The 20,264-nt window shown below is 61.2% G+C and carries 22 protein-coding genes; 12 read left to right on the top strand and 10 right to left on the bottom strand.

Going from position 1 to position 20,264, the window contains the following annotated elements:
- The first annotated feature begins 88 nt into the window (after positions 1 to 88).
- Complete coding sequence (locus tag AC3WKX_RS18750; RefSeq protein ID WP_003211603.1) at positions 89 to 979, top strand: LysR family transcriptional regulator; 891 nt, start codon at positions 89 to 91, stop codon at positions 977 to 979.
- On the opposite strand, the gene AC3WKX_RS18755 is transcribed toward AC3WKX_RS18750, so the two are convergent.
- The 4 genes from AC3WKX_RS18755 to AC3WKX_RS18770 form a co-directional block, all read right to left on the bottom strand.
- A complete protein-coding gene (locus AC3WKX_RS18755; RefSeq protein WP_008435877.1) occupies positions 976 to 2,835 on the bottom strand; it encodes a DUF3857 domain-containing transglutaminase family protein in 1,860 nt (619 codons plus the stop codon). The genes AC3WKX_RS18750 and AC3WKX_RS18755 overlap by 4 nt on opposite strands.
- Before the next feature lie 150 nt (positions 2,836 to 2,985).
- The gene (locus AC3WKX_RS18760) at positions 2,986 to 4,083 is read right to left on the bottom strand and encodes a DNA alkylation repair protein (protein WP_102604863.1); all 1,098 of its coding nucleotides are present in this window, start codon (positions 4,081 to 4,083) and stop codon (positions 2,986 to 2,988) included.
- A gap of 50 nt (positions 4,084 to 4,133) precedes the next feature.
- Positions 4,134 to 5,480, bottom strand: coding sequence for a glutamine synthetase family protein (locus tag AC3WKX_RS18765; protein WP_102604864.1), 1,347 nt, complete (start codon positions 5,478 to 5,480; stop codon positions 4,134 to 4,136).
- An 11-nt stretch (positions 5,481 to 5,491) separates the two neighbouring features.
- Positions 5,492 to 6,049, bottom strand: a complete 558-nt coding sequence (locus AC3WKX_RS18770) for a helix-turn-helix domain-containing protein (RefSeq protein WP_003211595.1) — start codon at positions 6,047 to 6,049, stop codon at positions 5,492 to 5,494.
- A 66-nt stretch (positions 6,050 to 6,115) separates the two neighbouring features.
- On the opposite strand from AC3WKX_RS18770, the gene AC3WKX_RS18775 reads away from it, so the two are divergent.
- Positions 6,116 to 6,499, top strand: coding sequence for a nuclear transport factor 2 family protein (locus AC3WKX_RS18775; protein WP_003211593.1), 384 nt, complete (start codon positions 6,116 to 6,118; stop codon positions 6,497 to 6,499).
- An 11-nt stretch (positions 6,500 to 6,510) separates the two neighbouring features.
- Here the strand turns inward: AC3WKX_RS18775 and AC3WKX_RS18780 are convergent, their stop codons facing one another.
- Complete coding sequence (locus tag AC3WKX_RS18780) at positions 6,511 to 6,861, bottom strand: LemA family protein (protein ID WP_003211591.1); 351 nt, start codon at positions 6,859 to 6,861, stop codon at positions 6,511 to 6,513.
- Positions 6,862 to 7,021: 160 nt separating this feature from the next.
- On the opposite strand from AC3WKX_RS18780, the gene AC3WKX_RS18785 reads away from it, so the two are divergent.
- On the top strand, positions 7,022 to 7,330 hold the full coding sequence (locus AC3WKX_RS18785; RefSeq protein ID WP_003211589.1) for an RcnB family protein: 309 nt from the start codon (positions 7,022 to 7,024) through the stop codon (positions 7,328 to 7,330).
- Between the two features lie 152 nt (positions 7,331 to 7,482).
- Entirely contained in the window at positions 7,483 to 8,676 is a 1,194-nt protein-coding gene (locus AC3WKX_RS18790) for an MFS transporter (RefSeq protein WP_102369374.1), read from the top strand.
- A gap of 90 nt (positions 8,677 to 8,766) precedes the next feature.
- On the opposite strand, the gene AC3WKX_RS18795 is transcribed toward AC3WKX_RS18790, so the two are convergent.
- From AC3WKX_RS18795 to AC3WKX_RS18805, 3 genes are all read right to left on the bottom strand, one after another.
- Complete coding sequence (locus AC3WKX_RS18795; RefSeq protein WP_003211585.1) at positions 8,767 to 9,036, bottom strand: DUF1652 domain-containing protein; 270 nt, start codon at positions 9,034 to 9,036, stop codon at positions 8,767 to 8,769.
- A gap of 11 nt (positions 9,037 to 9,047) precedes the next feature.
- Positions 9,048 to 9,299 (bottom strand): CsbD family protein, encoded by a 252-nt coding sequence (locus AC3WKX_RS18800; protein ID WP_003211583.1) that lies wholly within the window; start codon positions 9,297 to 9,299, stop codon positions 9,048 to 9,050.
- A 132-nt stretch (positions 9,300 to 9,431) separates the two neighbouring features.
- Positions 9,432 to 10,928, bottom strand: a complete 1,497-nt coding sequence (locus AC3WKX_RS18805; protein WP_102604865.1) for a PAS domain S-box protein — start codon at positions 10,926 to 10,928, stop codon at positions 9,432 to 9,434.
- A gap of 175 nt (positions 10,929 to 11,103) precedes the next feature.
- Here AC3WKX_RS18805 and AC3WKX_RS18810 point away from each other — a divergent pair, with 175 nt between their 5' ends.
- The 8 genes from AC3WKX_RS18810 (at position 11,104) to AC3WKX_RS18845 (ending at position 18,035) form a co-directional block, all read left to right on the top strand.
- Positions 11,104 to 12,072 (top strand): hypothetical protein, encoded by a 969-nt coding sequence (locus tag AC3WKX_RS18810; RefSeq protein WP_102604866.1) that lies wholly within the window; start codon positions 11,104 to 11,106, stop codon positions 12,070 to 12,072.
- A 194-nt stretch (positions 12,073 to 12,266) separates the two neighbouring features.
- The gene (locus AC3WKX_RS18815; RefSeq protein ID WP_003211578.1) at positions 12,267 to 13,070 is read left to right on the top strand and encodes an AraC family transcriptional regulator; all 804 of its coding nucleotides are present in this window, start codon (positions 12,267 to 12,269) and stop codon (positions 13,068 to 13,070) included.
- 133 nt (positions 13,071 to 13,203) lie between these two features.
- Positions 13,204 to 14,022 (top strand): ABC transporter ATP-binding protein, encoded by an 819-nt coding sequence (locus tag AC3WKX_RS18820; RefSeq protein ID WP_003211576.1) that lies wholly within the window; start codon positions 13,204 to 13,206, stop codon positions 14,020 to 14,022.
- Positions 14,019 to 14,783 (top strand): ABC transporter permease, encoded by a 765-nt coding sequence (locus tag AC3WKX_RS18825; RefSeq protein ID WP_008435867.1) that lies wholly within the window; start codon positions 14,019 to 14,021, stop codon positions 14,781 to 14,783. The genes AC3WKX_RS18820 and AC3WKX_RS18825 overlap by 4 nt, the downstream gene beginning before the upstream one ends.
- 25 nt (positions 14,784 to 14,808) lie before the next feature.
- Positions 14,809 to 15,849: an ABC transporter substrate-binding protein gene (locus tag AC3WKX_RS18830; RefSeq protein WP_008435866.1), complete on the top strand. Its 1,041-nt coding sequence runs from the start codon at positions 14,809 to 14,811 to the stop codon at positions 15,847 to 15,849.
- Positions 15,846 to 16,730, top strand: coding sequence for a PhzF family phenazine biosynthesis protein (locus AC3WKX_RS18835; RefSeq protein WP_102604867.1), 885 nt, complete (start codon positions 15,846 to 15,848; stop codon positions 16,728 to 16,730). Before AC3WKX_RS18830 ends, AC3WKX_RS18835 begins: the two co-directional genes overlap by 4 nt.
- Entirely contained in the window at positions 16,727 to 17,182 is a 456-nt protein-coding gene (locus tag AC3WKX_RS18840; RefSeq protein WP_102604868.1) for a RidA family protein, read from the top strand. Before AC3WKX_RS18835 ends, AC3WKX_RS18840 begins: the two co-directional genes overlap by 4 nt.
- 232 nt (positions 17,183 to 17,414) lie before the next feature.
- On the top strand, positions 17,415 to 18,035 hold the full coding sequence (locus tag AC3WKX_RS18845) for a transglycosylase SLT domain-containing protein (protein ID WP_023658938.1): 621 nt from the start codon (positions 17,415 to 17,417) through the stop codon (positions 18,033 to 18,035).
- 39 nt (positions 18,036 to 18,074) lie between these two features.
- Here the strand turns inward: AC3WKX_RS18845 and AC3WKX_RS18850 are convergent, their stop codons facing one another.
- Both AC3WKX_RS18850 and AC3WKX_RS18855 read right to left on the bottom strand, forming a co-directional pair.
- Positions 18,075 to 19,238: a hypothetical protein gene (locus AC3WKX_RS18850; RefSeq protein ID WP_032899458.1), complete on the bottom strand. Its 1,164-nt coding sequence runs from the start codon at positions 19,236 to 19,238 to the stop codon at positions 18,075 to 18,077.
- Between the two features lie 14 nt (positions 19,239 to 19,252).
- The gene (locus AC3WKX_RS18855) at positions 19,253 to 20,140 is read right to left on the bottom strand and encodes a nitrilase family protein (RefSeq protein WP_032899456.1); all 888 of its coding nucleotides are present in this window, start codon (positions 20,138 to 20,140) and stop codon (positions 19,253 to 19,255) included.
- Positions 20,141 to 20,264: the final 124 nt, after the last annotated feature.

The following is a 20,264-nucleotide window of genomic DNA, read 5'->3' on the forward strand; positions in this document are numbered from 1 at the left end:
GTTAGTTTTCGTCTTAAAAATGTTAGTTTTTACCCAGCTGCTGTGCGTTTTTAGACAACGCTGCTGTTCAGGGGAAGAAGGGGAAGGCATGTTCGACTGGAATGATCTGCGGTTCTTTCTTGAATTACAGCGTAGCGGACGCTTGCTCACGGCGGCGCAGCGCCTGAAAACCACCCACGCCACCGTGGCCCGGCACATCGAGGCCATCGAGAAAAGCCTGGGCACTGCGCTGTTCGTGCAGCACGCCCAGGGTTACGAACTCACGCCCTCCGGCGAAGCCCTGCTCAAACATGCCGAAGCCATGGAAAACGTGGCGCTGCTGGCCGAAGAAGAACTGACTCATTCCGCCGCGCCCCTGGGCAAGATCCGCCTGGGGGTGGCCGAGGGTTTGGGCGTGATGTTCCTGGCCAGTCGCATGGGCGGCCTGTTCGAACGCTACCCGGGCCTGGAAGTGGAACTGCTGGCAGTGCCACGGTTTGTCAGCATCCTCAACCGCGAAGCGGAAATCAGCATCCACCTCGAACGCCCCAGCGTCGACCAACTGGTGACCCGCAAACTCACCGACTACCGCCTGGCGCTCTACGCCAGCCGCAGCTACCTGGACCGCACACCGCCGATTGAAAAACGCGAGGACCTGGCGGTGCACGCCTGGATCGATTACGTCGACGATTTACTGTTCAGCCAGGAACTGAAATTCCTCAGCAGTTTCTGCCGCAACCCCAAAGTGGTGTTCCACAGCACCAGCGTGATCGCCCAGCACCAGGCGGCGCGCTCGGGGTTGGGAATTGCCGTATTGCCGTGCTTCATGGCGGCGAGCGACCCGGACCTGGTGCCGCTGCTGCCGGCGGAGAGCATCCAGCGCAGCTATTGGATCAGCTCCCGGCGCGAGTTGCACAAGTCGGTAAGGTTGCGGGTGTTGTGGGATTACCTGGTGGAACTCTGCGCGCGGGAGCAAGGGGTTTTGCTGGGGGAGGGTTAGAGCTTCACCACCTGATGCACCTGCTCACCACAGGCACGGATCTCCTTGATCATCTTTTCAAACGGTGCGCTGACAATTTCATCGTGGGTCAGCCAGCGTATTTTCTGCGTCAGGACGTAGTGATAACGCCAGTCGCCCTTGACGCGCTCACCCGTCAGGTCCAGGTCGTACCACGGCGAGCGTACCTGGCAAGCCTTGATGTCCTTGTCGATCTGCCCACCCGACAGTGTGATGGTGTAATCCAGCGTCTCGGGGTTGCCTATGTACAAGTCGGCCAGTTGCCCATTGCGGCGGTAGTTGAGCAGACCGTCCCATTTCTCTTGCAGCAAGGCATCGTTGTAGACGTGGTCGTTGCCCAGCGGTTCCAGGGGCCGCATGTCCGTCAGGGTGGCGCTGACCTTGTAGCTGGCCGGGATCAGGAAGGCGGTGGCGGGGCGCTCGACCTGGCAGTCGGTGATCTGTTTGCCGAAGTTGTCGCAGATGTTCTGGTCGCTGGCGGTGGCGCCTTGCTGGCGGTCGGCGACGCTCAGTTGCATCAGCGGCATGCCGCGAAAATCAACGGTGGCCGAGACCCGGGCGGTGCCCTGGGCGTCGAAGCGCTCTTGTTTGTCGAGGATCAACGTGGGGGCGGCGGGTTGCAGCGGGATGTGTTCTTCACGTACCTGGCCCTCGGCGTTGGTCACCAGCACCCAGCGGTCCTGGATGTCGGGCAGGGTCTGGCCGGGGGCGAAGATCGGGTTGGTCGGGTCCAGCCACCACACCTGGCCATCGACTTCGGCGCGGACGATGGCGTGGTTCGGTGCGCCGGTGCCGGGAATCAGCAGCGGGTTAACCACATCGCCACGGCTGACCCAGGCGGGCTCGGCCTTGATTCCGCTGGCCTTGAGCATGGCCGCCAGCAGCGTCGAAAGGTCTTTGCAGTCGCCGTAGCCGTGCTGTTCGATCTCCGCCAGGCTGAAGGGTACATAGCCGCGATCCGAGGCGCGCCAGTCGCCCAAGTAACGATAGTGGTCGTTGATGTGCTGCATCAGGCCGGCCACCTGTTGTGCCGGTGGCAAGCCGCGAACGGCGGCCACGGCGGCGGCGCCCTGGGGCGGCAGCTTGGCGCCGAGGATCTGGTTGTAGCGTTCGGCAAAGCCGCCGAAGTACTGCTGGCGATCCAGGGAGCTGCCGACTTCGATACGCGGGGCGTGGCGTATGTAGGCGTTGGCGGATTCGTTGATGTAGCTGAGGTAGGTCGGGGCCTTTTGCACCACGTCCAGGGTCTTGCGATTGGCCGATGGCGTAATGCTGAAACCCTCCATCAATTCGCTGCGCCACTCGATCGGCCGCTCGGCGGTGAAGCGTGCCTTGAAGTGGTCGCGCCGTGCGGCGTTGGGGCCGAACTGCAAGGCGTAGTAGAACTCGGTCATCAGCGGTTTGGCCGGGTGATGTTCGCGCACCGTGTAGCGGATTTGCGTGCCGACCCGCAGGTTGGGAAACGCCAGCGAGGTCTGTTTTTCCCGGGAGAAACCCTGGTCCGGGTTGGGGGCGGTGCGGGTGTCGATTTGCGTCGGGTCCAGGGGCACAGGTTTGCCGCCGGGCTGGGTGGACTCGGCCTTGATCAGTTCGAAGCCGTCTTCTTCCTGGTAGCTGAAGTCGATCCGCGAGAGCATTTCGCGGCCGCTTGGCTTGAGGATGGTGTAGTGAAAGCGGGTAGTGCAGTCGACGCTGGCGTCGCGGTTGAAGTGGCAATGCAGCTCGGTGTCGCTGGCCAGTGGGGCTTCGGCCATTGGTTGCAGGGCGGCAAGCGCGCTGTGACTGGCAAGCCCCCAGCTGATGCAGATCAGGGGACGGTAAAACGAAAAACGGAGCATGGGCGCCTCAGGTGGAACATTGACACAAGTACCCTAGGGGTACCGAGAAGGCGCCGGATGATAATGGATCGCAACACGAATGCCTAGCATTGTCCGACAATTAATTACGCTGTAAGGCCCGATCTAGAGCCTTTGTTAATGTTTTAATGATTATTTTTCGAGTTCAAACTCGACGCTTCCCAGCCGCTCACCGTTCACCAGCACGTGAACCGCATGCTTGCCGGGATAGTGCTTGCGCGTGGTCAATTCACGGATATGTTGGCCACGGCTGATGGCGTGATGTTCTCCGGCACCCAGGGTAAATGCCTTGAGCTTGAACACCTTGGACGCGCTGTGACCGGCGCTTTTCACATAGTCGATGGCGTAGTCGACCACCAGCTTTTGCGACGAATCGGCAGTGGACTCCAGGCTGAAGGACAGGTTGATCCGCTCCCCCAACTTGATCGCCGCCGGCTCGACCTTGAGTTGATGGATCTTCACTTCGGCCCTGGCCCCGGCGCCCATGATCGTCAGTGCCCGGGTGTTGCCTTGCTTGATCAGGCTGCGCAGCGCGTGGCGGGCGATCCACGCGGTGTGGGGGTTATCCAGGGACCAGCCTTCGATCAGGCCCAGCACCCAATCCGGATGGTCCTTGGTGATGTCGTTGAGGTGGTTGGCCACCGACTTGCGCACGTAGAGGCTGCTGTCGGCCTTGAGATTGTCGAGGATCGAAGCGCACAGGTTCGGATCGGCCTGCACCTCGGCCAGGCGAAACGACCATGGCAGCCGTGGCCGTGAACCTTCGCTGGCGAGGCGTCGCACGTGTTCGTTGTCATCCAGCGACCATTGCTGCATTACGGCCAGGGTGCGCTTGAAATCCCTCAGCAGGAAATGCCGCACGGCAAACTCGGCGGAGCCGAAGGTGGTGAAATACTTGAGGGCAGCCATGGAGCGCTTGAAATCATCGCCGCCGTAGCTGGCAACGTAGTGGGGCAGGAACAGGCTGACAAAGGCGCTGTTCAGCCGAGGGGCAAGGGCATACAGCAACTTCAGGGTTTGCGGATAATCCAGCGGGATCACAGCGTTCAGGCTTTCGCTGACCCGCGCCATGCGCTGCATCACCGACAGGTCTGCCAACCCGGCCTTGGCGTGTTTGAGAAAACCCTTGGCGTCGAACGCCGGGTACACCGCCGTCATTTCGCTGGCGATGTGTTGCAGGCGTTCGGCGTTGAAGATTTCCTTCAGGGCCGGGGCGCTTTGGTCGGTCATGGGCAAATCCGCGGTTAGCCAGAGATGCCCACGAGGCTAACCATCAGTGCCTAGAGATACCAGCGATATTCCCGTGCATGAATCTCCTGCTGGAATGCCAGGTGGTCCTGGCGTTTGTTTTCGCAATATACGTCGACAAACTCCGCGCCCAGGCCTTCGCGCAACGTCGGCTGATGCTGCATGGCGCGCACCGCCTCCAGCATTTCCAGGGGGAAGTCCGCGCCGCTGTTGCGGTCTTCGTTCAGCGGGGCGATGGGCTCCTTCGCTGCTTCAAGACCATGCTCAAGCCCCACCAGAATCGCCGCCAATACCAGATACGGGTTGGCATCGGCACTCGCCAGGCGATGTTCGATGCGCAGGTTGCGCGGGTCGGATTCAGGAATTCGCACGCACGCGTCACGGTCTTCAAAGCCCCAGCACGCGCGGGTTGCCGCGTTGACCGTGCCACCAAGGCGGCGGAAGGCGTTGTGGTTGGGCGAGAAGATCGGCATGCAGTGCGGCAGCAGTTCCAGGCAACCCGCCACCGCGTGGCGCAACGGTTGCTGCTGGTGGGCCGCCAGCAGGTTATTGCCCGCCGCATCGTACAGGCTGACGTGCACATGCATGCCGCTGCCGGGATGTTGCAGGTAAGGCTTGGCCATGAAGCTGGCGCGGTAGCCGTGCTTGAGGGCCACGCCACGAGTGCTGCGGCAGAACAGGGCGGCCCAGTCGGCGGCGCGCAGGCCGTCTTCCAGGTGGCCGAAATTGATTTCGAACTGGCCGGGGCCGAGTTCGGCGGTGATCACCGTGATGTCGATGCCCTGGGCCTTGGCCGTCTCGACAATATCGTCCAACACCGGCGCAAAGCGTGACAGGCGCTCGATGTGCAAGTTGGGCTGGTCGTCCGCGTCATCACTCAGCGGGTCGCGGGCAAATTGCGGCAGGCCGTCGCTGAGCTTTTTGTCGAACAGGTAGAACTCCAGCTCGAACGCGACCACCGGGTGAATGCCTTTGCGCTGCAGGCGTTCCAGCACCTTGGCCAGTACTTCCCGGGGTTCGAATTCGATGGGCGCTTCGGTGCCGTCGGAGGTAATCAACATCTGCCCCAGCGGCTGCGCCTCCCAGCTCACCGGCTTGAGGGTGCCGGGCACCAGGCGGCGGTTGGCGTCCGGGTCGCCGTCGTGGAAGCAATAGTCGCCGATCTTGAACAGGCCGCCCTGGGCACCCAGCAGCACCGCGTTCTGCGGCAGTTTCAACGGGCTGCCGGCGGCGACCTTTTCCAGCATCTCCACCGGGTAGCGCTTGCCGTAGAAATGCCCGGGAATGTCCAGGGCAATCAGGTCGACGTAGCGCACATCGGGATGGTTCTGGCGAAAGGTCCGGACTTCGGCCAAAAGCGTGGAAGCATGGCTTTTCACGGGTGTTGCTCCTAGTTATAGACCCACAGCACGCGGGCTGGCAGGTCGGTCAGGTTGCCGTAGCGGCAGTGGGCAAAACTGGCCAGGTGGAAGCTGTCGCCGGGGCCCAGGGTGACCGAGTCCGGCTCGCCCTCGACCCACAGCGTCAACTCGCCCTCCAGCACGTAACCGGCCTGTTCGGCACGGTCGCTCATGGTTTGTTCGCCGCTGTTGGCACCGGGGGCCAGCAGGCTGTCGAGGATCGAGAACGCGCCGTGCATGCTCGGCGACACCAGGATGTCGGTGATGCCATTGGCGTAATACACCGTGCGCCGTTCGTTGGGGCGGGTGACCCAGTCCACCGCCTTGGGTTTGGACAGGCTGTAGAAATAGGTGGTGGGCACACCGAGGGCGTGGCTGATGGCCGTGAGGTCGGCCACGGTCGGGCGCGACAGGCCGCGTTCAACCTGGGACAGGAAACCCACGGAACGCTCGATCTTTTGCGCCAGTTGCGCCAGGGTGAGCTTCTTGTGCTTGCGCAGGTCGTGGATCAGGATCGCCAGGGCGTCGAGTTCTTCTTGCTTGTCCATGGGCGCTTCGTGAAATTCTTATCGGGAAATTTCATGAAAAATTACAGGATTAATTTCACGAGGGCAATGGGTATGGAGTTGGCAGAGCATTTACGCCGCCTGGAACAGGAGCTGCACCAATGCACCACCCGTGCAGATGCGGCGCGGTTGTCGGTGCTGCTGGCGGATGATTTCGTCGAATTTGGTGCCAGTGGCAATGTGTGGGGCAGCAAGGCCGAGGTGATCGAAGGGCTGCAGGATGAGGTGTTTTCAGTCCGTAGCATCAGTGACTTTGCAATGAAGGTGCTGGCCGAAGGCGTGGCGTTGGTGACGTATCGCTGCCAGCGCGCGGCGACGGATGCAAATGCGGCGGGGGAGTCGTTGCGCAGTTCGGTGTGGCGCGAAAGCGGCGGGCAGTGGCAGATGGTGTTTCATCAGGGCACGCCGACACGTCAGCGTGCACCTGTGTAAGCGCCGGCAGGTCAGACCGTACGCTTGGCCTCGAACCCCGACAGGCTGACATCATCACGATGCCCGAGCAGCTCGGCCACCACCGAGGTCGGCGACTTGTGCTTGTAGGTGTTGTAGTTGTTGACCGAGTCGTGGAAGAGCTGGCGGGTGAACGCGACACGGCTTTCCAGGCTGGCGATTTCTGCGCTGGGTGACGAGGCATTTTGCGCCGCCGCCAATTGTTGTTCGGCCTCCTTGAATTGGCCGAAGGCTTTTTTGCAGCGATCGAGCAGGGCCACCAGTTCCCTGTAGGTGCCGAACACGTAGAGCGCGAGCAAGGTGACAACGGTCACGAAAATGATGATGACGTGGGTACCAGTCATTGGAATTCCTGAGCGGCTGGAAAAAAGAACCAATCTTATCTGATTAATCGCCGGCCCGGTCGCTGGCCGCCCATCCATCTGCCGCTTCCATCACGGCGCTGAATGATTCCACGCCGCTGCGGTCGGAATCTTTACGCGTCATTCATTGAAGGAAGTGCCCATGAAGTCCAAATCCCTTGTTGCCTGCCTGCTGGTTGCCGCGAGCCTGTCCGCCGCGAGTCTCACCGTCCAGGCCGCAGATACTCCGCAAAAAACCGTGCAGCCTTCGAATATCAATACCCGCGACCTCAAGACGGGAGACCGCGCGCCAGACATTCTGATGCGTAAGGAGTCGGCCATTGCCGACTGGAAGAAACGTGGCCTGAAGCAGCCGGAAGAAGACAGCCAGTGGGCTCGAGTGAACGACAAGTACGTATTGCTCAAAACCACCAACGGCACGATTCTCGACATCACCCCCGTTAAAAAATAAAGCGTTCGGCGGGATGGGTGATCGCGCTTCATCCCGCTGGATTTGATTTTGCATAAATGCATAAACCAGCATTTTTTTCTTCTTGTTTTGCGTTAAGGTACGTCCGCTGCGGGCCGCAATGGTCCCTTTACCTTGATTGGAATGAGAGCAGGATGCTTGCCACAATAAGAAATTACCCGCGTACTGTGAACCTGTTGTTGTCGGCCACGCTGATCCTCACCCTGGCCAAGGCCATCACCTTCCCGTACCTGGTGATCTACCTCACCAACCACTTTGCCCTCGACATCAGCCAGGTCGGCCTGGTGATCGGCAGTTCGTTGATCGTCGGCTCGCTGCTGAGTGTCTACGGCGGTTTCCTGGTAGACCGCATCAACAGCTACAGGCTATTGCTCAGCTTGAGTGTGGTGTTTGCCCTGGGGTTTATCGGCACGGTGTTGGCCCGGGAAATCTGGTCGTTCTACAGCTGCCTGATCCTGATCAACCTGGCGTACGCGGTGATCGACATCGCGATCAAGTCCGGGTTTGCCAGCCTGTTGCCGGAAGATGAGCGCAGCGAAGCGTTTTCCATCAAGTACACCCTGACCAATATCGGCTATGCCGTAGGGCCGTTTTTTGGCGCGATGGTGGCCAAGCTCGATATCAGCTTGCCGTTTATCCTGTCGGCGGTCCTGGGCTTCGGTTTTTTCCTGCTGTACTGGCGTTGGGGCGACCGCACGCTGGCCACGGTAGACACCACGCAAAAGCCGGTGTCGTTCCTCGCGGTGGGGCGTGTATTGCTGCGGGATCACCGACTGGTGTGCTTCACCGTCGGCGGCCTGCTCAGTGCCGTGGTGTTCGGCCAGTTCACCGCGTACCTGTCGCAGTACCTGGTGACCACCACTACCGCCGAATACACCTACACCATCATCAGCGCGGTACTCACCACCAACGCGGTGTTGGTGATTGCCCTGCAATACGCGATTGGCCGGCGCATTTCCCACCGCTACCTGAGCCAGTGGCTGATCTTCGGCCTGGGCATGTTCATGCTGGGGGTGATTGGCTTTGCCCTGGCGAGCAACGTGTGGTGGTGGATCCTGGCGATGGCGATTTTCACCGTGGGCGAAATCGTGGTGTTTCCGGCCGAGTACATGTTCATCGACCGCATCGCCCCGGACAACCTGCGGGGCATGTACTACGGGGCGCAAAACCTCTCCAACCTCGGTGCTGCCCTGGGGCCGGTGCTGTGCGGGCTGGTGCTGGCCAACCTGCCGGCCCACTACATGTTCTACATGTTGGCAGCGTTCATTGTCGGGGGAGGGGTGTTCTATTTTATCGGGGCGTCGTTGAAAGCCCGCGACATACTGTAGGAGCACGCTTGCTCGCGAAGGTCGTTAACGATAACGCGCCACGCCTGAATGAACGCGGTGCCTGGGCGTTTTTCGCGAGCAAGCCCGCTCCTACAAAGGGCGCAGCGGCAGGTCATCCAGCCTGAGTTTACCGACGGTGTTGCTCTGCAATTCGTACCGCAACTCGTCGACCATCTTTTCCACTTCCTGCGGGGTCTGCAGCTTGTTGACGCTGATCCCGGTGACCACCAAATCCACCCGGCCGCTTTCGGCGTCGAAGACCTTGAGCGTCAACGACGCGTCACGGCACAGGGTGAATTCGCAGGTCAGGGGCGACAGGGCCTCTTCGATGCAGTTGCGCAGTTGGGAGAGCGTAAACATCAGGGTTCTCCTCAGCGACGACGCAGCAACAGGCCCAGCAGCAGGCCGACACCGGCGACGATCGCAACCGTTGCCAGGGGTTTTTGCTTGGCGAAATCGCCAACGGTGTCCAGCGCGTCACCGTAGGTTTGCTGCAACTGGCCAGCGGCCTGGCGAGCTACACCCTCGGCCTGGAGACGTTCGTCACCGGTCAGATCACCCAGAAAACCTTGAGCCTTGCCGGCCACTTTTTCGACGGCGCCTTTGACTTGTTCGCTTTTCATGATGGATTCCTTAAAGGGCATGACATCTCAACGGCACAGGACCCTAAGCCCTATGCCCACCCTTCAAGGTTAAGCAGTGCACCCCCGCGCAATAAGGCGAATTTGCACCGGTCGCACTAGTGCATTTGCACTCTATTTGGGCTTTTTAACCCGCAATTCACCGGCAAACAGCCCGCGCTCACGGGCCCACACGATGGCTGCACTACGGCTATGCACCCCCAGTTTGGAGTACACCGTGGCCACATGGTTACGCACGGTGTTGGGCGCCAGTTTCAGGCGCGAGGCGATTTCCTTGTCGGCCAGGCCTTCGCAAATCAGCCCCAGTACATCGCGCTCCCGGGCGGTCAGGTCGGTGAAGGAAATGTTCGGTACATTGGGGCTGTTGACGCTCTTGGCATTGGCCAGTTTTTCAATCAGCGTCTGGCTGAACCATGAGGCGTCCTGCATCACTTCCTCGATCGCGGCCACCAGTTCCAGCTCGGAGCGCTTGCGTTCGGTGATGTTCATCAGCACCAGCAGGTAGCAGGGCACATCCTGGATACTGACGGTGTCGGCAGACAGCACACAGTCGATCAGCTCATTGCCTTTCTTGCGGATCTTCAGGTCGAGGCCGTCGAGGTTGCCGGCTTTTTGCAGGGTGGTGAACAGTTGCGTGCAGGCCTGGGGGCTGTCGATAAAGTCGATGTCTTCGATGGATTTGCCGATCAGTTCTTCACTGGTATAGCCGGTGATGGTCATGAAGGCTTCGTTGATATCCACCACCTGGCGGTTGGCGGCGTTGCACACCAGGGTCGGCACCGGCGTCAGGCGGAACGACTTGGCGAAGCGTTCCTCACTCTGACGCAGGGCGGTTTCGGCCTTGCGGCGAGGCTCCAGGTCGGTGAAGGAAAACAGCATGCAGTCTTCCTCATTCATGTCCAGCGGCTGGCCGGCCACGATCACCAGTTTGCTGCCGCCTTCGGGCAGTTTCAGTTCGGCTTGCATCTGTGGAATGGTCGCGCCTTCGCCCAGGCGCTTGACGGCCAGGTCCTTGTTTTCGGCCTGTTCCAGCACGTCCAGTTCATACACCGAGTGGCCGATCACCTGGTCGCGGTTGTAGCCGGTCATCTCCAGGAAGCCCTGGTTGACCTTGATGTAGCGCAGGTCGCTCAGGCGGCAAATCACCGCCGGCGCCGGGTTGGCATTGAAGGTCTTTTCGAAGCGCTGTTCGGCGCTGGCCCATTCGGTGGCGTCGCTCAGGATCAACACCAGCAATTCCGGCTCGCCCGACGCGTCGTCGAGCACCAGGCTGCGCAGGCGATGCACCCAGACTTTTTCCTCGTCGCCGGTGGGGGTGACTTCCACCACCACATCGCTGAACTCTTCACCGTCTGCCACCCGGCTCAGAGGATAATTCTCCAGCACCAACGGGTGGTTGTTGCGATACCGCAAGGCAAAGCGCGCGGCGTATTCCTTGGTGTTGGCACCCAGGTCTTCGACTTTATCCACGCCATGCATTAGCAGCGCGGCTTCATTGGCCCAGAGGATGGTCTGGTCGGCCTCGGCGAGGATCACCCCATCGGACAAGCCGGAGATGATCTGCTGCAGTTGGCGGCGGTTGGTTTCTTTGGCGAGGACGGCCTGGCTCATGGTTTCTCCTGGGGTAAGTCGCATGGGAAGTACGACACCTGAGGCTCAGGATAGTGCAGAGAAAGTGCCCGGCGCGGGGTGCGAATGCACCAGTGCGCCTAGTGCAATTGTGTCGAGACCGCAGGGCAGGTGCCTCGCCAAACTGGCCACCTACCCACTGTTCAAAGGATTTAACATGACCACTGTCTATGAAACCAACCGTTCGCTGTTTCGTGTGTCCTGGGGCTCGGTATTGGCCGGTAGTGCAATTGCCCTGGTGACCTATCTGGTATTGAGCGTACTTGGCACCGCGATTGGCGCCAGCGCGGTAGACCCGATGGCCGCGGGTAACCCGCTGAGCGGTTTCGGCACCGGTGCCGGGATCTGGCTGTTTGTCTCGACGCTGCTGGCAATCGGTACCGGTGCATTCGTGGCCGGGCGCACCGCGCCGGATCGCGGCGGCCTGCACGGCGTGCTGAGCTGGACCATCACCACCTTGCTCACCACCTGGCTGCTGGCCGCGCTGGCCACCAGCGTTGTGGGAGCGGCGGGCAATGTCGTCGGCAAGGGCCTGTCGGCTGCCGGCAGCGGGATCGCCGCCGTGGCGCCGGGTATCAGCGACAGCGTCAAGCAGCAACTGAATGAGCAGGGCATCAAGCTGGACTGGAACAGCCTGCAAGGTCAGCTCGACACACTGCTCAAGCAGAGCGGCAAACCTGAACTGGACCCGGCCAACGTTGAGCAAAAAGCCGATCAGGCGGCTGCGGACGGCAAGCAGTCGGCCAACGATGCCGCGACCAACCCAGCCCAGGCTGGTGATGAATTGAAGCAGTGGTTCGAGCGGGTCAAGGCTTCCGGTGAGCCGGCGTTGAACGCGGCGGACAAGCAGGCACTGGTCAACATTGTTGCGGCCCGTACCGGCAAGAGCCAGGCTGAGGCCACCCAGATTGTCGACAACTACGCCCAGGCCTACCAGCAGGCCGTGCAGAAGGTCGACGAACTGAAGCAACAGGCTGAACAGAAAGCCCGTGAAGCCGGTGAAGTCGCGGCCAAGCAACTGTCCCGTGCTGCGTGGAGCACCTTGTTGATGTTGCTGCTGGGCGCAGCGTTGAGCTTCGGTGTGGGTCGCCTGGCGATTTCCACCCCTCGTGTACCGTTGGCCTGATCATGACCTGAGGTGATCTATGTGGCGAGGGAGCTTGCTCCCGCTGGGCTGCGAAGCGGCCCCAAAAAAGAGGGGCGCGCTACGCACTGGAGCGCCAGCCCGGTCCAGCGGGAGCAAGCTCCCTCGCCACAATGCTTCGCTGGCACCAAACATGCTAGTGTCAGCACTCCAACATCCACTGGCAGTGCCTGGCGATGCGCGACATCTACAGCGTCTTCAACTCCAACGGCGCCTATGAAACCGGGGCCCATGCCCACGACGAATTCATGCTGATGGTGCCCGAGCACGGCCTGTTGCGTTTCAAGGATGAAGAAAGCGGGCGCACCACCTCGGTGATCGACCGCCAGTTCGTACTGGTGCCGCCGCAATCCAGCCATTCCTCCTCGTCACTCACCGCCAGCCAGGGCCACGTAGCGTTCTACGTCGACCCCGACTACATGCACTACGCCTTGCGTGACCTGTCCGGTGATGCCAACCGCTTGCTGCGCGTGCCCACCCTGGGCATCTGGCAAACCTCCGCGCCGTTGCACCATCTGCTCCTGGCAAAAAAAGCCTTCAGCCAACCCGACCTGTACATCGACCGCCGCCGCCAGGTGGCCCAGGCCGATCACTTGCTGCTGCTCGAATGCCTGGCGATTTCCCTCAGCCAGCCGAGCCTGCAACGCTCATCTACCGAGCGCCACGGCGCCATGCTGGTGCGTGACGTCAAGGCGTACGTGGAAGGCAACCTCGAACATGCGCCGGGGCTGGATGAAATCGCCGAGACGTTTCACATGTCGCGCCGCCATCTGACCCGGCTGTTCGCGCTGCACACCGGCGAGACGGTGCTGGCGTACGTCCAGCGCCTGCGCCTGGAGCGCGCGCAGACGTTGTTGCGGCACACCCGCATGTCGGTGCTGGAGATCGCCAATAACGTCGGCTATGAGTCACCGTCACACCTGGCCCATGTGTTTCGCCGGGTGCTGGGCGTATCGCCGGATGAGTGGCGCCGCGGCTGATACCGCCTCAACGTTTTTGATGTCCCGATCCCGCGCATGATCCGGCCCGATCCCGTGCGCCGCAAATCCGTCATCCGTTCATCCTCACCCCGTCAACAACAAACAAGTCCGGCCTACCGGACGAGGAGGGGCGGTGAGTGCAAAACCCTTTATCAGCTTCGCAGGGGTGCAAAAAAGCTTCAAAGTCGAGGGCCGCCAGTTTGTGGCCGTGCGCAACGTATCGCTTGAAGTTCAGCGGGGCGAAATCATCACCCTGGTCGGACCTTCGGGGTGCGGCAAGTCCACCTTGCTCAACATGACCGCCGGGCTCTTCGGCCCCACGGAGGGCCAGGTGCATTACGACGGCGCCGAGGTCAAGGGCGTCAACACCCGTGTCGGCTACATGACCCAGGCCGACCACTTGCTGCCGTGGCGCACCGTGGCCGGCAACATCGCCGTGCCGCTGCAAATCCGCCGCATGCCCAAGGCCCGGATCGACAGTCGCGTCGAGGAACTGATGGCGCTGGTGGGCCTCACCGGTTTTGGCGAAAGCTACCCCAACCAGCTTTCCGGCGGCATGCGCAAACGCGCGGCCATGGCGCGCTTGATGGCCAGCGACCCGGAAACCCTGCTGATGGACGAACCCTTCGGCGCCCTTGATGCGCAGATGCGCCTGACCCTGCAGACCGAACTCTTGCGCCTGTGCCGCAAGCTCAATAAAACCGTGCTGTTCGTCACCCACGATGTCGATGAAGCCATCGCGCTGGCGGACCGCTGCGTGGTGTTCGCCGGTCGCCCGGGCACCATCGACCATGTGCTCGATATTCCCCTGGGCGGTGAACGCAACCTGGTGCAATTGCGCTCCGACCCACGCTACGTGGAACTCTGCGCCGCCCTCTGGAAACGCCTGGCGCCCGACGTCGCCGGTGCTGCCGATCCCGCCTCATTGGCTCACTCGCTGGAGGTCGTATGATCCAGGTCTATCGCTTGCTGTTCCTGATTTTCCTGCTGGTGTTCTGGGAGTGTGTGTCCCGCTGGTTCGGCGTGGAATTTTTCATCAGCCGGCCTTCGGCGGTGGCGCAAAGCCTGTGGAAAATCCTCATGAACGGGGTGTTCTTCTATCACGCCGGCATCACCACCCTGGAAGCCGTGCTGGGCTTCTTCTTCGGCTCCCTCGCAGGCTTGATCGCCGGTTTGGTGCTGGGCCGCGCCAAGCTGCTGGCGGATATTCTCGACCCGTTCCTGACCGCCTTCTACAGCTTGCCGAAAGTCGCGCTGGCGCCACTGTTCATCCTCTGGTTCGGCATCGGCTTGCCGATGAAAGTCATCCTGACCGCGGCCGTGGTGTTCTTCCTGGTGTTCCTCAACACCTACAGCGGCGTGCGCAACGTGTCCCGCGAGCAACTGACCATCCTGCGCCTGATGGGCGCCAAGGAGCGCGACCTGTTGACCATGGTGGTCATCCCGTCCGCTTTCACCTGGGTATTCACCGGCCTGCGCCTGTCGGTGCCCTATGCGCTGATCGGCGCGCTGGTGGGCGAGATCATCGCCGCCAACCGGGGCCTGGGCTACCTGCTCTCGGATGCAGCCTCGCAGTTCGATACCGCCGGTGTATTTGCCGCACTGGTGGGGATCATCGCCCTCGCGCTGATCCTGAACACGGCGGTGAAGCTGGCCGAACGCAAGTTGATGCCGTGGAAGGCCAACGAAGCGGAACGTGAAGTTGCGGTTTAACCCCTTATTTTTGTGGAGCTTGATCATGTTCAAACCACTGTTCATCGCCAGCGTTTTACTCGCTTCCTGCCTGCCCGCCGCGCAGGCCCGGGACCTGACCAAAGTCACCCTGGCGTTCCCCAGCGAAGGCTTCCTCTATGTGCCGATCTACGTCGCGCAGAAGCAAGGCTACTTCGCCGATGAAGGCCTGAATGTGGACGTCATCGTATTCCAGAAAGGTGGCTCGGCAGCACTCACCGCCGTGCTGGGGCGTGATGCGGATGCGTACGTCGGCCTGCCCGCCGTCGCGGTGCGCGCCCGCACCAAAGGCCAGAATGTCCAGGCGTTCGCCGCCGTGCAAACCCAGTTCGGCAGCACCGTGGTGATCGACGGTGCCTCGGCGCAAAAGGCCGGCGTGTCGGCCACCTCATCCCTGGCCGCCCGTGCCCAGGCCCTCAAGGGCTTGAAGATCGGCGTCACCGGCCCTGGCAGCACCACCGACATGCTGGTGCGCTACCTGGCCAAGGATGCGGGGCTCAACCCGGACAAAGACTTCACCATCATGCCCATCGGCGGCGCGCCAAACATGCTCGCGGCGTTTTCCCAGGGCAGCATCAACGGCTTCTCGCTGTCGCCACCCACCATCACCACCGCCGAGAAGCAAGGCGGCTTTGTGTTGATGGACCTGGCCAAGGGCGAATACAAACCCCTGGACGGCTTCCTCTTCACTGCGATGATTGCCCGTGAAGACTGGCTGGCCAGCAACAAGGTCACGGCCGAAAAAATGGTCCGCGCCCTGTGGCGTGCCGAACACCTGATTGCCAGCGACCCGGACAAGGCTCGCGAGTCGGTGCGCCCGTATTTCGCCAACACCGACGCCGCCATCTTCAATGCTGCCTGGACCGCTTCGCTACCGTCCTACCCGGCCACGCCGCGCATCGAGAAAGACGGCGTTGAGAAAAACATCCGCTTCATGAACGCTGTGGAGAGCGACCCGGTCGAACTCGACCCGCAGCAGGTCTACACCAACTCCATCGTCGACGCCGTGGCGCCGACTGTTTCCACCCTTCAGGGAGAGGCGAAATGACGCCCGAGGTTCACCTGGTCAATGTTTTTCCCGCCACCGCCCGTGGCGGCAACCCCGCGCCAACCGTGGCCGTCGCCGATGGCATGAGCGATGCCGACATGCAGCAAGTCGCCCGCGACTATGGCCATGAGTGCGGCTTCGTGTTCGCCGCACCGGTTGGCAGCGAGTTCGATTTTGCCTTGCGCTTCTGGGTGCCCAACCACGAGATGGAAATGTGCGGCCACGCCACCGTGGGAGCGGTGTGGCTGCTGGATCGGTTGGGCATGCTGCACAAGGACCGCCTGACGTTATCGACCCTGAGCGGTCCGGTGGATGCGCGGATCACCGCTGCGGGCACCCCGGATATCCAGGTGGAAATCAGCCAGCCCAAGGGCCAGGTCGAGGCGTTGAACGATGCCGAAGTCGAGGCCGAGATTCTGTCGGTGCTCGGCATCACTTCCAACGAACTGGCACCGCTGCCGATCCAGAACGCTTGCACCAGCCGGGTGAAAACCCTGATCGCGCTGAAAAGCGTGGCGGTACTGGATAGCCTGAAACCGGATTACCGGCGGATGCAGCAACTGTGCGAGCGCATCGGCTCCACTGGTTTGTACCCCTATGCGCCATCGGATCTGGAAGGGCGACAGTTTGATGCGCGGCAGTTTCCCAAGTCCTCGGGTTACCCGGAAGACGCCGCCACCGGCATCGCGGCTGCCGCGTTGGCGTTTGGCTTGTTGGAGAATGGCCTGGTGACGGCAGATGATCGCCCGGTGCACATCCGCCAGGGCCGGGCCATGGGCCGACCTTCGCAAATCTCCCTGCGGTTTCGCCGGGATGAAGCGGGGCAGGTGCAAGGTTGCTGGCTGGGTGGGCATGTGGAATTTGTCGAGGAACCGGCATGAGCGTGCGCGAAAAACTGCAAGCCCTCGGGCTGGAGTTACCCGAAGCGCCTAGCCCCAAGGGGGACTACGTGCCGGTGACGATTCATGGAGGCGTGGCGTATGTCAGCGGGCAGGTTTGTCGGCAGGGTGACAGCGTGATTACCGGGCCGGTGACGGACCAGACCTCTACGGAGTTGGTCAACGAAGCAGGGCAGACCTGTGTGCTGCGGGCCTTGAGCGTGCTGGACCAGGCGGTAGGGCTGGAGAACGTCGAGCGCATCCTGTTCGTTCGCGGGTTTGTGTTTGGCGGGGAAGGTTTCCAGGGCTTCTCCAAGGTGGTCGACGGCGCGTCGCAACTGTTGATTGAGCTGTTTGGCGAGCACGGCCGGCATGCGCGTTCGGCGGTGGGCGTGGCGGGATTACCCAGCAACGGCCTGCTGGAACTGGAACTGACGGCGGTCGTCACTGCCTGAACCACCCACCAAAATGTGGCGAGGGAGCTTGCTCCCGCTGGGCTGCGCAGCCGCCCCAAAACCGATGATCACAGTGCCTCAGGCATACCGCGTCAACCGGTCCGGGAGCGCTTCGCGCTCCAGCGGGAGCAAGCTCCCTCGCCACAGGATTCGTGTTGCTTTCACCTCTGCAGGAACCCCGGCGAACGAGTAAACTGCCCGCCTTTTATTCTCACGACGAGACGGTGAGCTTTTGAACGCAGGAAAAACCGCAGGGCTGTTGCTGCTCACCGCCTTATTGGCGGGATGCGGCACCTCGCCACCCCGCACCCCCAACGACATCTGCGGCATCTTCCGCGAAAAAGACGATTGGTACGATGCCGCCAAGGTGACCCAGGCGCGCTGGGGCGTGCCGATCCAGGTGCCGTTCGCGATCATGTATCAGGAATCGGGCTTCCGGCAGGACGCCAAGACCCCACGCAAGTACCTGCTGTGGATCATCCCCTGGGGTCGTGTGTCTACGGCCTCCGGCTACGCCCAGGCCAAGGACGAAGTGTGGAGCGACTACCAGAAAAGCACCGGACGCTACGGCGCCAGCCGGCAGGACTTTGACGACGCCATCGACTTTGTCGGCTGGTACATGGATAAGACCTACACCATCAACGGCGTATACAAATACGATGCCTACGGCCAGTACCTGAATTACCACGAAGGCTGGGGCGGTTACCGGCAGCGTACCTACGCGAGCAAAGCCTGGCTGATGCCGGTGGCGGGGAAGGTTCAGGCGCGTTCGCAGATGTATGCGGCGCAATATGCGGGCTGCAAGAATGATCTGGGGCGTGGGTTCTGGAGTCGGTTCTGGCATTGGCTTTAAGTGCTCGGGCAGTCCTTTGCCCGGCGTAGGAGAGCGGAGCTAAACGGCTAACCATCCCACCAATGGCACTACCGCCAACGTGCTCAGCGCCATTGAGATTACGTTGCCGATATAAGGATGAAAGTGCGGTGGTAACCGTCCTGCAATCGCGCAGGCCAGTGGCGGCGCCATCAGCGCGCCGAGCAACGCACTGGACCCCATCACCATCCAGCTGCCGCCATGGGTCAATACGGCTGCCGGGACTACCGATACCAGCGGGACATACGTGGGATACCAGCCTCGTTTTATCCACTGATGTCGCCAGATCACCACGCCCAGCGCTGATGTCAGCGCTTGCGCGCCGATCAGGTGCAGTATCAGGCCGGATCCATAGGCCGGGCTCATCGGGTTCAGCGCGTAAGCCAGTAACACACCCGCCAGCAAGCCAAGGCTGGCCAGCTCATTGCCGAAGAACGGCGCTTCGGAAAAGTCAGCCAATACCCTCCGCACGCTCCACACCACACCATAAGTCGGTGGCTTCAGCGGGGCGGGCCTTTGCGGCGCTGTGTAATCGCTTCGTACCAGGACCGGCACGTGACGGCACAATACAAAGGCAATCACACTGCCAACCGCCATCCCAAGCACATTTCCGATCACCACCGGCAAGCCCAGCGGTATGCAGACGTAATTAACGATCAACAAACACATCGGCGTGACCAGTAAACCTCCCAGTACGGCGCCGTTGAGCGTCACTTTCCAGCCACCTCCGAACATCAGCACCATTGCCGCCGGCAGTGAAACAAACGCTGCAAACGTCGGTTGCCAAGTGTCAGCGGTCACCGTCCAGCCCCATAACGCGTTGCTTAGCAGCAAGCCGAGTAAGGAGCTGGTTATCAGCCACGGCCACAGCCCTGTGCCGTACGAGATAGCAAAGCCCTGCCAGGACTTGCCCGTGCGGCTGGCCCACCACGCCAGATACGCACCGCCCAGCAGGCCCAGTGACGCCAGTTCGTGTTTGTAGAACGCGACCTCGCTGATATCCCCCAACACCCAGCGCAGCCACGCACTGGGATGTGGAAGGCTGGTCACCATATCGGCATATCCCGGCCAAGGGTAAATAAGGGCTATCCATAGGATCAGCAAAGCAATGGCAAGACCCAGAACTATGACGGTGTTATCGGCCCGGGAGCGCCCTGCACGCGGCTTTTCAAAGAGGCTTTCCATGATGCACCCTCCGATCAGCGTGGCAGGGCAGGGTGCTGGGTGTACCCGAGCATCTGGTCGTAAAGATCAGCACGCCGGTCCCGCTGCAAGTCGTTAAGACTGTTCCAGATAGGCGCGCTGCGGGCACTGGTGAGATCGACATCGGCGAAAAGGATCTCCTGCCGATTCGCCGACGCCACCGTACCGATGGGCCATCCATTGGTACCGGCAATCAGCGAACATCCCAGGTAACGCGCATCGCGCTCCTCGCCGATACGACTGGCGGCAGCGATAAACACGTTATTGACGTGGGCGGCGGTCATCGTGAGATACGACGCCATGCACTTCCCCGCGTCGTCGAACAACGGCGGCGGGGTCCACACCCAGTTGTTGAGGCTGCAAATAATATCGGCGCCTTGCTGGCTGAGGATGCGTGGCACCTCGGGAAACCAAATGTCCCAGCAGATCAACAGGCCAATACGGCCTATGGGTGTTTCGAAAACGGGGAATCCTGTATCGCCGGGAGTGAACCAGAGCTTCTCCAGATTCCACAGATGGGCCTTGCGGTACTTGCCAATAAAGCCATCCGGCCCCAGCAATACAGCCGTATTGAACAGCTGCATAGCGGAAATTTCGCTGAGGCCTGCCACCAGGTACACCTGATGTTTACAGGCAAAATCTGTCCAGGCCTGCACACTTGGCCCACCCGGAATGGCCTCGGCATGATCAAACGCGTCCTGACGGCTGGAGAAGAAATAGCCACAGTTAGAGAGCTCTGGCAGCACGATCAGATTGGCACCGCCGCTCACTGCTTCCGTCGCCAGCTCAAGGCTATGACGCAGGTTGCGCTCCCGGTTTTCCATTCCGACCTGGGGATCAAACTGTACGACAGCTATGCGAACAGGACTTGTTGGATCGCTCATTGCGGGTGACCTCTTATTTTTATTCAGCCAGAAGTGGCTGGATGTTTATAAGAGGCGACCTGATGTTTAAATGAAAGTCGGACGCGTCCGATAGCAATGTAGTTTGCTTCTGCCAAGGCTTTTG

Source organism: Pseudomonas sp. GP01-A4 (genome assembly GCF_058780865.1).